The following is a 13,304-nucleotide window of genomic DNA, read 5'->3' as shown; positions in this document are numbered from 1 at the left end:
GCGGAAAGCGCTTTCCTACGGTGGCGCTACTTCCACCAACACGGACGTGTTCACTCATGTGAGCGGTGCGCACTCGCTGGGGGGACTCCGGTCGGCGGGTCATCCCGTCGTGCCCGGACCAGCAGGACCGGCTGCGGGCAGCAGCCGGCATCGGACGACGAGATGGGACGAGCATGAGACGAGCAGTCGTGTTACGCGCCGGCGCGGCACTCGCCGCGGCGGTCTTGGCCGCGGCGGCCGGTACGGCCGTGACGGCGATGCAGGCGTCGGCCGCGGCCGGCAGCGCCACCGGCTTCGCCTCCGCCAACGGCGGCACCACCGGCGGGGCCGGCGGGCAGACCGTGCGCGCCACCACGGGAACCGCGATCCACCAGGCCCTGTGCAGCCGGGCCAGCAGCAGCACCCCGATCACCATCCAGGTCGAGGGCACGATCAACCACGGCAACACCAGCAAGGTGTCCGGCGGCAGCTGCAACACCGCGGACGGCGTGATCGAGCTCAAGCAGATCAGCAACGTCACGATCATCGGGGTCGGCAGCGGCGCGGTCTTCGACCAGATCGGCATTCACATCCGCGAGGCCAGCAACATCATCATCCAGAACGTGACGGTCAGGAACGTCAAGAAGTCGGGCTCGCCCACCTCCAACGGCGGCGACGCCATCGGCATGGAGAAGGACGTCCGCAACGTCTGGGTGGACCACGTCACGCTGGAGGCGTCGGGCGGCGAGCCGGAGGGCTTCGACGGCCTGTTCGACATGAAGAACAACACGCAGTACGTGACGCTGTCGTACAGCATCCTGCGCAACTCCGGCCGGGGCGGGCTCATCGGCTCCAGCGAGAGCGACCGCTCGAACGGCAACGTGACGTTCCACCACAACCTGTACCAGAACATCGACTCCCGTACGCCGCTGCTGCGGGGCGGGATCGCCCACATGTACAACAACCACTACCGGAACATCAACGAGTCCGGCATCAACTCCCGGGCGGGCGGCCGGGCGAAGGTGGACAACAACTACTTCGAGGACTCCAAGGACGTCCTCGGCACCTTCTACACCGACGAGGCCGGCTACTGGCAGGTCAGCGGCAACATCTTCGACAACGTGACCTGGGGCGCCCGCGACGACGACCACAACCCGGCCGGTCCCGACCCGCAGTCCAACACCAGCGTCAGCGTCCCCTACTCCTACCGCCTCGACGGCGCGAGCTGCGTGCCGGACATCGTGAGCAGGACGGCGGGCGCCAACAAGGGCCTGCAGGTCTCGGACGGCAACTGCACCCCGACCAACCCGACCGACCCGCCCACCGACCCCACGGATCCGCCGACCGATCCCACGGACCCGCCCACCGGCACGAACCTGAGCATCGGCGCGGGCTCCGACGGGTCGAGCAAGGCCGGCGGCACGAGCTACGGCAACGTGCGTGACGGGAACATGAGCACGTACTGGTCGCCAAATGGCTCGACGGGCGACATCTCGATCAAGTGGGGCTCGGCCACGACGGTCGGCAGGGTCGTGATCCGCGAGGCGTCCGGCGCGACGGGCGTGATCGGGTCGTGGCAGCTCATCAACGCCGACAACGGAGCCGTGCTGAAGTCCGGCACCGGGGCCGGCACGATCAGCTTCACCCCGACGTCCCTGAAGAAGATCACGTTCAGGATCACCGGCTCGAACGGCACCCCCAGGGTCGCCGAGTACGAGACCTACGCCTCCTGACGCCCTCCGGGGGCCGCCCGCGCGGCGGCCCCCGCACCGATCCGGCCGATCAGGCGGTGGCCGAGGCGCTGCGTGGGCGGCTCGATCGCCCGGTGGCTGAGCCCGCTCAGCGGCAGCAGCAGGCGCGGATCGGCCCGCCCCGGCGCAGTTCGGCCGCCCCAGGCAGGGATCGGCCCGCCTCGGCGCGGGGGTCAGCTCGCTGCGGCGGTGGCGCGGCGGTGGCCCCACTCCACCAGGGGTTGCAGGAGCCGCATCAGCTCCTCGCCGTCGGGCGACAGCTCGTAGCGGACCTGCACCGGCGTGGTGGGGATCACCGTACGCACCATCAACCCCTCGGCTTCGAGCTCCTTGAGCCGCTGGGCGAGCAGCCGGTCGGAGATGCCCGGCACCGACAGGCGGTATTCGCCGAAGCGGCGCGCGCCGCGCTGCCCGGCCAGCAGGATCGCGCTGGTCCAGCGGCGGCCGACGGTCTCCATGATGTTCTGGAAGCTGCGGCAGCTCGGCTCGTGGATCATCGGGTCGCGAGGCTGGAATGCGGTGGTCACTTACTCAAGATTAGTACCTAACCTGACCTTTGCCCAGAAGCGCCGCCGTCCGGAGCATGGAGGCATGACTGACTACGGACATGACCTCTCCTTCGGTGTGAGCCTCGACCCCGGCGTGCACCGGCTCTCCGAGAGCCTGCGCATGGCGGCCGTCGCCGACGAGAACGGGATCGACTACCTGGCCGTTCAGGACCACCCGTACCAGCCCGGACACCTTGAGACGCTCACGTGGATCACGCATGTGGCGGCGGTGACCCGGCGCGTGTCGTTGCTGACCGATGTGGCCGACCTGCAGTTGCGCCCGCCGGCGATGCTGGCCAAGGCCGCGGCCTCGCTCGGCGTGCTGTCCGGCGGCCGGCTGGTGCTGGGCGTGGGCGGCGGCGGGTTCGCCGACGCGATCACCAGCATGGGCGGTGGACGGCGCACCGGCGCGCAGATGGTCGCCTACACGGAGGAGTCGCTGCACATCCTGCGGGCGGCGCTGGCGGGCGGCGTTGTGCGGCTGCGCAGCGAGCACCACGACGTCGAGGGCTACCAGGCGGGCCCGGTGCCGCCCTCCCCCGTTCCGCTGTGGCTGGGCAGCATGAAGCCGAAGATGCTGGGCGTGACCGGCAGGGCCGCCGACGGCTGGATCTCGCCGATGAACATCTACGTCGCCCCTGACGAGGTGCCCGGCAAGCAGAAGCTCATCGACGAGGCGGCCCGCGCCGCCGGGCGCGACCCGGCCGCGATCCGGCGGGCGTACAACGTGCTCGGCACGATCGGCGACGTGCGCGGCGGGCACGGCCTGGCGGGCGACGTACGCCTGTGGACGGACACGCTCACCAGGTGGGCGCTCGAGCTTGGCTTCGACACGTTCATCTTCTGGCCGGTGTCCGACCATCTGGCGCAGCTTGAGGTGTTCGCGGCGGAGGTCGTGCCGGCCGTACGCGAGCAGGTGGCCAGGGGGCGGCGATGAGCCTCACGCCGGTCCCGCCCGGGCTGCGGGGCAGGTCGTCACGCCCGGCGACCGGCGGTACGCGCTGCTGCGCTCCACGTACACCGCCGTGTCGAGCCCCGCCGCGGTGCTGCTGCCCGAGAGCGCCGGGGAGGTGGCCGCCGCGCTGCGCTACGCGCGCGAGCAGGGGTTAGCGCTGTCGGTGCGCAGCGGCGGGCACGGCCTGTCGGGGCGGTCGTCGAACGACGGCGGCATCGTCATCGACCTGTCCGCGATGAACCGGATCGAGGTGCTCGACCGGGAGGCGCGGCTGGTCCGGGTCGAGGCCGGGCACGAGCCCGACCTGCTGTGGGCGGCGGTCGAGCCGCTGCTGGGCATCGGGCCCATGCTCGACCGGCACGCGCAGCTCGCGCCGTACCCGGCGCTGGTCTCCACCGCGCACCTGCACCCCCACATCGGCCGGCAGCCGAACACCACCACCAACGGGCTGCTGAGAGCCATGACCGACGAGGACGCGGCGGCGGGAGCGGATCCGCGGTCAGCCCTTGAGCCCGGTGTGGGCGAGGCCCTCGATGAAGTGGCGCTGGGCGAGGACGAAGACCACCAGGATCGGTACGGCGGTCATCGAGGCGGCGGCGAGCTGCACGTTCCAGAGGGGTCCGCCGTAGGCGTCGACGAACTGGGTGAGCGCCTGGGGCAGCGTGAACATGTCGGGCGTCGACAGGTACACGATCGGCTCCAGGTACAGGTTCCACGAGTGCAGGAACGTGAAGATCGCCACCGCGCCGAGCGCGGGCCTGGCCAGCGGCAGCGCGACCCGGTAGAAGGTGCCGAAGCGGCCCAGGCCGTCCACTCTGGCGGCCTCCTCCAGCTCGCCGGGCAGCGTGAGGAAGAACTGCCGCATGATGAACGTGGCCAGCACGCTCGGCGCGCCCAGGATCGGCACGACGATCAGCGGCCAGTGGGTGTTGATCAGGCCGAGCCGGTTGAACATCTGAAACAGCGGCACGATCGTGACCTCGCTCGGGATGAGCAGGCCCACCAGGACGACGACGAAGAGCACGTTCTGGCCGGGGAAGCGGATGCGGGCGAAGGCGTACCCGGCCATCGCGGCCACCGCCATCGTGCCGGCGGTGACCACGGCGGCGATGTAGAGGCTGTTGAGGTACTGCTGCCCGAACGGCTGCATCTCGAAGACGCGGGCGTAGCTGGACAGGTCCCACACCTGGGGGATGAGGGAGAAGTCGAAGACCTCGCTGATGGGCTTCATCGACGTGGTGATCATCCACCAGGTCGGGAAGACGAACGGCACGCAGAGCACGCACAGCACCGCGTACAGGATGAGCTTACGTCTCAAGGTGGACCCACTTCCTCCGCATCCGCCACTGCACGAGCGTCAGCGCACCGACGATGAGGAACAGCAGCACGGAGATCGTCGCGCCGTACCCGAAATGGTGAAACGGGAAGGCCTGCTGGTAGAGGTAGTAGACGAGGACGGTGGTGGAGGTGCCGGGGCCGCCCTGGGTGAGCACGGCGATCTGGGCGAACACCTGGAGCGAGCCGACCACCGTGATGATCGAGGTGAGCAGGATCGTCGGGCTGATGAGCGGCACCGTGATGCGGCGGAACCTGGTCCAGGCGCCGGCCCCGTCGAGCTGGGCGGCCTCGTAGAGCTGCTTCGGCACGCCCTGCAGCGCGGCCAGGAAGAGCACCATGTTGAGGCCGACGTTCTTGATCACCTGGACGACGATGACCGACAGCATCGCTGTGCCCGAGCCGCGCAGCCAGTTGGGCCCGCCCCCGAAGAGAGCGTTGATGCCGCCGTTCGGCTGGAGCAGGAACTGCCAGACGATCGTCCAGGCCACCAGCGACACCAGCACCGGTGAGAAGAACAGCGCGCGGAAGACCACGGTGCCGCGCAGCTTCTGGTTGAGCAGCACCGCGAGCAGCAGGGCGAGGGTCAGGTTGAGCGTGACGAGCCCGGCGGAGAAGATCGCGGTCGCGGTCAGCGAGTCGCGCAGCGCCGGGTCGGCGGCCAGCCTGGCGTAGTTGTCCAGGCCGACGTACTCGAACGTGCCGGCCAGGACGTTCCACTCGTTGAGGCTGAACCAGCCGACCAGCGCCAGCGGCAGCAGCACGAACAGCACGCTGCCGGCGAGCTGCGGGGCGATGAGCAGGTAGCCGACGAGGTTGTCGCGGCGCCGCACGGTCCAGAAGCGGCTCGCGCTGCGGCTCCCGGCCTTCGCGGCGGTGAGCACGGCCATCGTTACGACCCCAGCAGCGGCTGGATCTTCGTACACACGCCGTCGAGCACCGCCTTGACGTCGGCGCCGGGCTGCCAGAGCGGGTCGAGTGCGGCGCGGGCGGTCTGGATGAGCTCCTCCTGGCCCTTGTGGCTGGGCTTGACCACGCCGTTGGGGATGCCGTCGATGACGACGGCCTGCAGCTGCTCGGGCTTGAGCAGCGGGTTCGACTTGGCCAGCGTCTCGACGTTGAGCTGCGAGGTGCGGGCGGGCGGGAAGTACTGGGCGAGCTTGGCGGAGTTCTCGGCATTGGTGAAGTAGCCGAGGAAGTCGGCGGCCAGCTCGGCGTTGGGCGACTTCTTGATGACGCCGATGCCGGCCTGCCCGATCACGGAGTACTCCCCTGCGGGGCCGTGCGGCAGCGGCAGCAGCGTCCAGTCGAACGTCGCGTCCTTGAGCAGGCTCGCCCGCGAGATCTGAGTGACGATCATGGCGGCGTCGCCGGAGTAGAAGTCGACGGTCTCGCCGGGGCCGGGCAGCGCCTTGTCCGTGAAGATCGACTTGTGCAGGAACGTCATCGCCTCGACCATCGGCGGCTGGTTGAAGCCGCAGGTCGCGCCGTCCTCGCTCCACGCCTTGGCGCCCCAGCCCTCCCACAGGGTGGCGAGGTTGGTCCAGTTCTTGTAGTCCCAGTCGCCGACGATCAGCCCGGCCTTGCCCTTCTTCGCCACGGCGGCGGCCGCGTCCATGGCCTCCTGCCAGGTCCAGCCCTTGGCGGGCACCTTTTTGCCGGCCTCGCGCAGCAGATCGGTGTTGACGAACACGCCGAACGGCGAGGTGGAGAACGGGTAGGCGTACAGCTCGCCGTCCTTCTGCCACAGCCGGGTCGCGGCGGGCGCCAGCTCGGCGGCGTTCTGGATCTTGCTCGACAGCGGCGCGAGCGCGCCGGACTCGACGAAGTCGGGGGCCGAGCCCTCCAGGATCCAGGCCAGGTCGGGCGCCTTGCCGCCGGCGATCTGCGTGGTGAGCGTGGTGGTGTAGCTGTCGATCGGGATCGACTCGAACGTCACCTTGGCCTTGGTGTAGCCGGCGGCGATCTCGTTGAAGAGCTTGAGATGGTCCTCGTTGGCCGTCCAGATCGACATGCGCAGTGTCGCGGGGCCGGACTGCGCGGTCTGCTCCGCGCCGCTTCCGCAGGCGGCGGCCAGGGTGAGCAGGGCGACGGCGGGGATCAATGCCCTCATGGCGGGGTCTCCCTAATACGCGGTGACAGCGGGCCAGCGCAGCTCGACGCCGTCCCGGGTGAGCCTGTGCTGGAAGTCGGCGAGCAGGGACTCGCTCTCTCGTACGGCGTGCGGCGTGGTGCCGTGGTCGAGGCAGAACGCCGCCAGGGCGCCCGCGGCCTCGCCGATGTTCCACTCGACCGGGTGCAGCCGGTAGGCGCCGTTGGTGATGTGGGTGGTGCCGATGTTCTTGGAGGCGGGCAGCAGGTTCGTCATGCGCTGCGGGATCAGCGCGCCGAGCGGGATCTCGAACGGGCAGCTCGCCACGTCGATGTAGTTGTCGCCGCCGGTCGACGGGTGCAGGTCGATCCGGTACATGCCGACGCCGACCGAGTCGGGGTAGCTGACCGCACCCCTGTCGCCGCGCACCGCGTACGACAGGTCCTGCTCGACCACCGTGTAGAGGGCCTTGATGCGGCGCGACTCGCGGATGTAGGGCGCCTGGGCGAGACCGTCGGCGCTGCCGGTGATGTCGCCGCGCAGCCGCAGCCCGGGGAAGCCGGCCTCGGTCTGCATCCAGTACAGCACCGACAGCGACAGCTCGCGGGCGGCCTTCAGGTGCCGCTCGGCGTCCGGCACGTCGATGACCGGGCCCTCCAGGTAGTCGATCATCGGCCAGTTGACCAGCGTGATGTCGCTTTCGTACGCGCCTTCGACGAACGTCTTGCGCGCGGCGATCCGCCGGAACGTCCACAGGTTGGCGTCGCCCGGGTTGACCCGCTGGTCCGCCTCGACGAGCAGCGGGTCGTCGTCGGGGTTGGGGGTGAAGGCGCGTTCGACGATCTCCAGCGTGCGCGGGTGGGGGCAGCGCCACGACAGCAGCTTGTCGCCCCAGAACGGCGGCTGGTACTCACGCCAGAAGTCGTACGACTCCGGCTTGTCGATCGTGTGGTCGCCGTCCACGTGGTCGATGGCGAAGCACACCGAGATGGCCTGCATGTTGAGCGGCTGCGCCTCGCTGGGGGCGCTGGGCTCGCCGGTGTCGGCCTGCGACTCGAAGCCGGTGACGTACTCGGTGCCGGTCAGCGGCAGCAGCTCGCCGGTCTCGGTGGCGTCGATGATGTACGGGGCGCTCGCCCACACCTCGCGCCCCTCGCCGCTGAGCAGCACCGCGCTCACCCGGTCGCCGTCGTAGGAGGCCGCGATCGGCCGGTACGGCTGCAGCACCCGCAGCCTGCCGCAGCCCCGGTAGGGCGCGAGCATGGCCTCGATGACGGCGACCGCGACGCGCGGCTCGTGACAGAGCCTGCTCACGTGGCCGCCGCCGGGGTTCAGGTCCCGCTTGGCCCTGGCGGCAGGGGTGAGCGGGTAATGGTCGCGGTAGTACTGGCGGATGCCGTCGCGCAGCGCCCGGTAGCTCGCGGTGACGCCGAAGCGCTCCACCCAGGAGTGCTCGTCCGGCGGCACGGCCTGGCTGGTGAGCTGGCCGCCCAGCCAGGCGTACTCCTCCGACAGCAGCACCGTGCGGCCCGCCCGCAGCAGGGCCAGCGCGGCGGCCACGCCGCCCAGCCCGCCGCCGACCACGACCGCGTCCGCTTTCATCTCGACCACGTGAGGGGTCACCTTCCGATCAGTGTGGAGCCCTCGATCAGCTCGCAGGGCAGGAGTTCCTGGGGTGTGCCGCCGGACTCGATCACCCCGGTCAGCAGCTCGACGGCCCTGCGGCCCATCTCGCGGCGGGGGATGAGGAAGCCGGTGAAGTCGATGTCGGTGTGCACGGGGCGGGTCGCCGAGCCGAGCGTGACCAGGGACAGGTCACCGGGGATCGCGAGGCCGCGTTCCTTTGCCGCCTGGACGAAGAGGACCGCGTCGGCCTGCTCTTCGAAGAAGGCGGCGGTGGCGCCGGTGTCGCGTACGGCGTCGAGGAGATCGGACACGTCCGGAGCCAGGTGGAGCCCTTCCACGTCGAACTCCGCGACGGCGGCGCGGAAGCCGGCGTACCGGTCGGCCGTGGACTCGGCCCCTCCCCCGGTGCCGACGTAGACGAGCCTGCGGTGCCCGAGCCGCACCGCCCGTTCCACCAGCGCGCGGGTGGCCGTGGGGTAGTCGGCGCCGACGTACGGGACGGGCCCGCCGGCGTCGTCGCGGCGGCCGACGGACACGAACGGGATCTGGTCGGCGATCAGCCTGGCCAGGTCGTCGCGGTCGACCATGCGGCCGAGCAGCACGCACCCGTCGGCGAGCCGTACCCGGCTGTCCTCGTTGAAGATCCGCCGCCGCCCGCCGCCCGAGGCCCGCGCGCTGGTGAACAGCAGCAGGTCGCAGCCGACCTCCTCAGCGCACTCCTCGATGCCGACCAGGAACGGGTGGTAGAAGTCGGCGCTGGTGGCGGGGAAGACCGCCTCGTAGGTGAAGACGCCGAGTATGCGGTTGCGTCCCTCGGCGAGCCTGCGGGCCGCGGGGTCGGCGATGTAGCCGGTCTCCCTGATCACCCGCAGCACCCGTTGCCGGGTCTCGGGCGAGATGCGCACCTCGCTGTCGGCGCGATTGTTGAGCACCAGCGACACGGTGGTCTGGCTCACTCCCGCCATGCGGGCGATGTCCTGCTGGGTCAGGCGTCTTGCCACGGTTGGGTCTCCTCGCTAATGCGCATTAGCCAACGAGTGTGGGACCTTGCCGTGCTTGCCGTCAAGAGGTGATGGCCCAGTAATAATTCGTATTAGCAGATCGGCAGGAGGTCTCCTGGGCGATCGCGGCCGTTCTGTGAGAGCCGTTCTGTGAGATCGGGGACCGCTCAGCGGCCGCCGGCCTCGTGCAGGGGCGCCTGCACCGTGACGGGCTGCGACGGGGCGGGCGACGGGCCGGACGGCGCGGGCGACGACGCGTGCCCGGTGAAGACGACCAGGAACACCATCAACAAGGTCAGGACGGCGACCGCCGCCAGCAGGCCCGCGATCTCCTTGCGGCTGGTCCCCGGGCCGAAGCGGTACACCCTCTTGCGGCGGGCGGCGGCGGCGTTGAGCGCGTCGATGCGGCGGGCGAAGGCACGATCGCTCCTGCGCAGCGCCATCTCGATCTCGGCGAGGATCCGGCGTTCCCGGTCCGACAGGTGCATCGCTCATCACCGCCCTACATCGTCAATTGTGGTCCGCTCGGCCGCGCTCGCCGCCGCCGGGGTGCTCACGTCCGGAGGTGTGGTGGTCGTGCCGCGGGAAGCGGAGGGGCGGCACGGCGGCTGCGGGCAGGCGGCGGCCCGTTCGAGTGAGCGGCGGCCCGTACGCGTGAGTCGCCGGGGCCCCACGGATCATCCACAGAGACCTTCATGCCCTTTCGGGCGGTATGCCAGACGTTGTAGGGGAATGCGAGTGTGCGCCGGATCGGCCGCTCGGCAGGGCGGGCAGGCGGCGGCCGGGGCGTCCGCGGCGAGCCGCCGGCCTGTCGCCCTGCGCGCGCCTCGCCGGCTGCGGGGGCCGGTGTGAGAAGCGCCCTGTGGGCTCCTGCGGCGCCACCCGAAATCTCCGCCTCTTTCGGGCGGGCTCCGGCGGCGAAGCCAGGGCGCCACCCTCCAGAAGGCGGTCGCAGCGGCGGAGGAGCCCCGGCGCCTCAGAGGCTGTGGCGCCTGGGGGGATGGTCGCGGCCGGGGAACGGCCGGGACGGCGGGTGGCCGCGCCGAGCCGACCACGTGGTCACGACGGCAGGGCGACCACGTGGTCGCGGCATGGAGCGCGGTGGGCGGGGGCGCGGCAGGGGTTGCCGTGGCGGCAGGCTACCTCTCAGGGGCGGTCGTAGATGCGGTACACCGGGTGGCGGTCTTCGATGCGGCGGAAGGACGCCAGCGGCGCATCCGGGCCCAGCCCCACGTGGGGGCGGGCGCCGGGGGCGATGGCGACGTACCGGCGCAGGATCTCCGCGCGCTGCCCGACGGGGACCTCGCGCAGCATGATCGGCTGGTCGCGGCCCCGGCGGCGCAGTACGGCCGCGCCACCGGCTGCCTGCACGTTCAGCACCCAGCTCGCCTTCGACCCGAGCATCGAGACGAGGTACTCCCCGCCGCCGTGGCGGGCGACCGCGACCGGCACCGACGTGACGGCCCCGCTGCGCCGCCCGACCACCTTCAGCACGGCGGCCTGGCTCGGCGTCAGCCACCCGGCCCCGTACATCAGTGCGTCGAGCCTGTTCACGAGCCGCATGAACGCGTTCGGACGATCGCCCCTGTACATCGCCCGCTTGAGCGCTCCGGCCGCGCGTGCCACGACACCGATCAAGCCGCCCGGACCGCCTGGACTCCTCCCCAAGTCGCCCGTGCCGCCCTGACCTCGTGTGATCTTCTGCGTCATCGCGCCCTTCTCCACAGCGCGACCGCGGCGAGCCCGGGAACGCACGGCAGGGCCAGCAGCCAGCCGAACAGCGGCGCCAGGCCGACATCGCCCGAGTTGTCCTTCACGGTCAGCCCGGCGATCGCGATGAGCAGTGCGATCACCAGCAGCCCGACGGCCATCCAGATCGCCCAGTCCTTCCCGGCGTTGACGGCCCAGACCGTGCTGAACCAGCCGAGCAGCCCCAGGAACCCGATGGTGCCGAGGATGATCAGGTACGCGTTGACGGCGGCGTCGATCTCGCCGGGCGTGTAGGCGGGGTAACCGGCCCTGATGTGGTCGGCGAGCGTCCCCTTGGCGAAGAACGGAAGCAGGGCGGCGATCGCGGTGAGCGCCGCGCCCACGTACAGCAGCGCCGGGACGGCCCGGCCGCGTGGCGTGGTCATGGCATGACCCCTTTCAGAAAGTGACTGTCTGGAGCAAGTGACTCTAAGCACGCAAGTTTTAGAAAGTCAATTTCTAGAGACAGCGACATGCTTGAGACAGTGACTTGCTGATAAGGTGAGTGCATGAGCGGGCTTCGCGAGCGCTGGCGACTCAAGGCCATGCGCGCCATCCAGGAACACGCCCTCGACCTGTTCGACGAGCGTGGATTCGACGCTGTCACCATCGAGGAGATCGCGGCGGCCGCCGAGGTCTCGCCCTCGACGGTCTACCGGATCTTCGGCACCAAAGAGGGCATCGTGGTCACCGACATCGAGTTCGACGCCATGAGCCCCGAGGCGCTGGCCGCCATCTTCGACCCGGCCGACCCGGTGGGCAGCCTGGTGCAGGCCGTCCGCGCGTACGAGGCCCCGCGCGAGGAGCGGCAGGCCGGCAAGGGCCCGTGGCGGCGGGTCCGCTACTTCTTCGCCACGCCCTCGGTGCGCATGGCCGTCTGCGCCACCCTCGACCAGGCCGGGCAGCGCATCGCCCCGCTGATCACCAAGACGGGCAAGGTGAACGAGACGCAGGCCAGGGTGATCGCCAACGCCCTCGCGTTCGGCTACTTCGCCGCGCTCGAACAGTGGTATCTGAACGGCAGCGACCGCCCCATCGCCACCTACGTGGAGGACGGCCTGCGCCCCCTGCGCGACGTGCTCAGCGCGTCCTCCTCATGATCGCGCGGGAGATCTCCGCGCGTGCGGGAGCGGAGACCGCGAACTTCCGCCCCGCCAGGCCGCCCGCCCGGCCGGCCTGCGGACGATCCACGTCGACCCGTGGCACATCCGGCCGGGCGAGACCCTGGTGATGGAGTTCCGCGGCAACCGCAGGCGCCGGGCTGCCGCGGGCTCGCCCGTACGGCCGTGCACGCTCGCCGGACGACACCCGGCCGTCCGGCGAGAACGGGCCGCCCGCTGACCGTCCGAGCCCTCAAGGGCGGACGACGGCCACCGGGCAGGACACGTGATGCAGCACGTTCCTGCTGACCGAGCCGAGCAGGGCCGAGCCGAGCGCGCCCCGGCCCTGCGAGCCGACGACCAGCAGGTCCGCCTCCCGTGAGGCGGCGACGAGCGCATCGACCGGATGCGCTCGTCGCACGTCCTCGACGACCGTGACCTGCGGGTGGGCCTCCTTGAGCCGCTTCAGCCGGTCCCGTACGACCTGCTGCTGCGCGGTGCGCACCTCGTCCATGGTGAACGGGGCCTCAGGCGTGTACAGGGCGGGAAGCTGCCAGGCGTGGACGGCTCTGAGCGTGGCGCCGCGTGCCGCGGCCTGTTCGAAGGCGTAGGCCAGGGCCGCCTCGCACTCGGGCGCGTCGTCCACCCCGGCCACGACCTCGCCGCGTTCCTGCCGCCGCCCCTCGCGTACCACCACGACGGGGCAGCGGAGGTGACCGGCCAGGCTCGCGCCGACCGAGCCGAGCAGCGCGCCGGAGAACCCGCCGAGCCCGCGGCTGCCGACGACCAGCGCCTCGGCGCCGTCCTCCTCGGCCTGGTCGCGCAGGACGGCGACGGGCTCGCCCTCCACCTCGTGCGTGACCACCTCGACGGACGGCCGCCGCTCCCGGACCAGCGCCTCGGCCTCGTCCAGCACCCGCCGCCCCTCGCGCAGCACCTTCTCCGACAGCGTGGCGTCGGGGCGGGCGCCGACGAGGTACCACGAGGTGTCGGCCGCGTGCACGAGCCGCAGCGCCGAACCCCTGCGGAAGGCGTCGTCCGCGGCCCACTCCACGGCCGCGCGGGCGGCGTCGGAGCCATCGACACCAACGATGATCATGCTTGTCCTCCTTCGCTCACCTCCCATCGCACCTCAAGAACGGCCGCGAAGACAGGGCCCCAGGTCACG

General features: G+C 70.9%; 13 protein-coding genes and 1 pseudogene. 4 read left to right on the top strand and 10 right to left on the bottom strand.

The genetic code is table 11. The features are described 5' to 3' along the window. Positions 1-173: 173 nt before the first annotated feature. Positions 174-1,712 (top strand): polysaccharide lyase family 1 protein, encoded by a 1,539-nt coding sequence (locus tag WBK31_RS11065; RefSeq protein ID WP_378789821.1) that lies wholly within the window; start codon positions 174-176, stop codon positions 1,710-1,712. A 191-nt stretch (positions 1,713-1,903) separates the two neighbouring features. On the opposite strand, the gene WBK31_RS11060 is transcribed toward WBK31_RS11065, so the two are convergent. Beyond that, complete coding sequence (locus tag WBK31_RS11060) at positions 1,904-2,257, bottom strand: winged helix-turn-helix transcriptional regulator (RefSeq protein ID WP_406674759.1); 354 nt, start codon at positions 2,255-2,257, stop codon at positions 1,904-1,906. Positions 2,258-2,321: 64 nt separating this feature from the next. On the opposite strand from WBK31_RS11060, the gene WBK31_RS11055 reads away from it, so the two are divergent. Together WBK31_RS11055 and WBK31_RS11050 are read left to right on the top strand one after the other, a co-directional pair. Continuing rightward, positions 2,322-3,215: an LLM class flavin-dependent oxidoreductase gene (locus tag WBK31_RS11055; protein WP_364067959.1), complete on the top strand. Its 894-nt coding sequence runs from the start codon at positions 2,322-2,324 to the stop codon at positions 3,213-3,215. Between the two features lie 88 nt (positions 3,216-3,303). Then, a pseudogene (locus WBK31_RS11050) lies at positions 3,304-3,471 on the top strand (FAD-binding oxidoreductase); the annotation flags it as partial. A gap of 261 nt (positions 3,472-3,732) precedes the next feature. Here WBK31_RS11050 and WBK31_RS11045 read toward each other — a convergent pair. The 8 genes from WBK31_RS11045 to WBK31_RS11010 all read right to left on the bottom strand — a co-directional run bounded on the left by WBK31_RS11045 (position 3,733) and on the right by WBK31_RS11010 (position 11,422). Continuing rightward, entirely contained in the window at positions 3,733-4,551 is an 819-nt protein-coding gene (locus tag WBK31_RS11045) for a carbohydrate ABC transporter permease (RefSeq protein WP_364067960.1), read from the bottom strand. Then, positions 4,541-5,458, bottom strand: a complete 918-nt coding sequence (locus WBK31_RS11040) for a sugar ABC transporter permease (protein ID WP_364067961.1) — start codon at positions 5,456-5,458, stop codon at positions 4,541-4,543. Before WBK31_RS11040 ends, WBK31_RS11045 begins: the two co-directional genes overlap by 11 nt. Positions 5,459-5,460: 2 nt before the next feature. After that, entirely contained in the window at positions 5,461-6,681 is a 1,221-nt protein-coding gene (locus tag WBK31_RS11035; RefSeq protein WP_364067962.1) for a sugar ABC transporter substrate-binding protein, read from the bottom strand. Positions 6,682-6,693: 12 nt separating this feature from the next. After that, the gene (locus WBK31_RS11030; protein ID WP_406675476.1) at positions 6,694-8,262 is read right to left on the bottom strand and encodes an FAD-dependent oxidoreductase; all 1,569 of its coding nucleotides are present in this window, start codon (positions 8,260-8,262) and stop codon (positions 6,694-6,696) included. Between the two features lie 17 nt (positions 8,263-8,279). Further along, entirely contained in the window at positions 8,280-9,287 is a 1,008-nt protein-coding gene (locus WBK31_RS11025; RefSeq protein ID WP_364067963.1) for a LacI family DNA-binding transcriptional regulator, read from the bottom strand. A 167-nt stretch (positions 9,288-9,454) separates the two neighbouring features. Further along, on the bottom strand, positions 9,455-9,775 hold the full coding sequence (locus tag WBK31_RS11020) for a DUF3040 domain-containing protein (protein WP_406674758.1): 321 nt from the start codon (positions 9,773-9,775) through the stop codon (positions 9,455-9,457). Positions 9,776-10,433: 658 nt separating this feature from the next. Continuing rightward, positions 10,434-10,841 carry a nitroreductase family deazaflavin-dependent oxidoreductase gene (locus tag WBK31_RS11015; RefSeq protein WP_406674757.1) on the bottom strand — a complete coding sequence of 136 codons (408 nt, stop codon included), beginning with the start codon at positions 10,839-10,841 and terminating at the stop codon, positions 10,434-10,436. Positions 10,842-10,993: 152 nt separating this feature from the next. Continuing rightward, a complete protein-coding gene (locus tag WBK31_RS11010; protein ID WP_364067966.1) occupies positions 10,994-11,422 on the bottom strand; it encodes a hypothetical protein in 429 nt (142 codons plus the stop codon). 123 nt (positions 11,423-11,545) lie between these two features. On the opposite strand from WBK31_RS11010, the gene WBK31_RS11005 reads away from it, so the two are divergent. After that, entirely contained in the window at positions 11,546-12,136 is a 591-nt protein-coding gene (locus tag WBK31_RS11005; protein ID WP_364067967.1) for a TetR/AcrR family transcriptional regulator, read from the top strand. 253 nt (positions 12,137-12,389) lie between these two features. On the opposite strand, the gene WBK31_RS11000 is transcribed toward WBK31_RS11005, so the two are convergent. Beyond that, positions 12,390-13,235, bottom strand: coding sequence for a universal stress protein (locus tag WBK31_RS11000; protein ID WP_364067969.1), 846 nt, complete (start codon positions 13,233-13,235; stop codon positions 12,390-12,392). Between the last annotated feature and the right edge of the window lie 69 nt (positions 13,236-13,304).

The sequence above is a fragment of the Nonomuraea sp. N2-4H genome (genome assembly GCF_045291505.1).
Lineage (GTDB): Bacteria > Actinomycetota > Actinomycetes > Streptosporangiales > Streptosporangiaceae > Nonomuraea > Nonomuraea fastidiosa.
The sequence above is the reverse complement of the archived record's forward strand: the minus strand, read 5'-3'. Positions and strand labels throughout refer to the sequence as shown.

Excerpts from the sequence above, each read along its gene's own strand:
- WBK31_RS11065 (WP_378789821.1), top strand. The coding sequence starts at position 174 with ATGAGACGAGCAGTCGTGTTACGCGCCGGCGCGGCACTCGCCGCGGCG.
- WBK31_RS11055 (WP_364067959.1), top strand. The coding sequence starts at position 2,322 with ATGACTGACTACGGACATGACCTCTCCTTCGGTGTGAGCCTCGACCCC.
- WBK31_RS11040 (WP_364067961.1), bottom strand. The coding sequence starts at position 5,458 with ATGGCCGTGCTCACCGCCGCGAAGGCCGGGAGCCGCAGCGCGAGCCGC.
- WBK31_RS11035 (WP_364067962.1), bottom strand. The coding sequence starts at position 6,681 with ATGAGGGCATTGATCCCCGCCGTCGCCCTGCTCACCCTGGCCGCCGCC.
- WBK31_RS11030 (WP_406675476.1), bottom strand. The coding sequence starts at position 8,262 with ATGAAAGCGGACGCGGTCGTGGTCGGCGGCGGGCTGGGCGGCGTGGCC.
- WBK31_RS11020 (WP_406674758.1), bottom strand. The coding sequence starts at position 9,775 with ATGCACCTGTCGGACCGGGAACGCCGGATCCTCGCCGAGATCGAGATG.
- WBK31_RS11010 (WP_364067966.1), bottom strand. The coding sequence starts at position 11,422 with ATGACCACGCCACGCGGCCGGGCCGTCCCGGCGCTGCTGTACGTGGGC.
- WBK31_RS11005 (WP_364067967.1), top strand. The coding sequence starts at position 11,546 with ATGAGCGGGCTTCGCGAGCGCTGGCGACTCAAGGCCATGCGCGCCATC.
- WBK31_RS11000 (WP_364067969.1), bottom strand. The coding sequence starts at position 13,235 with ATGATCATCGTTGGTGTCGATGGCTCCGACGCCGCCCGCGCGGCCGTG.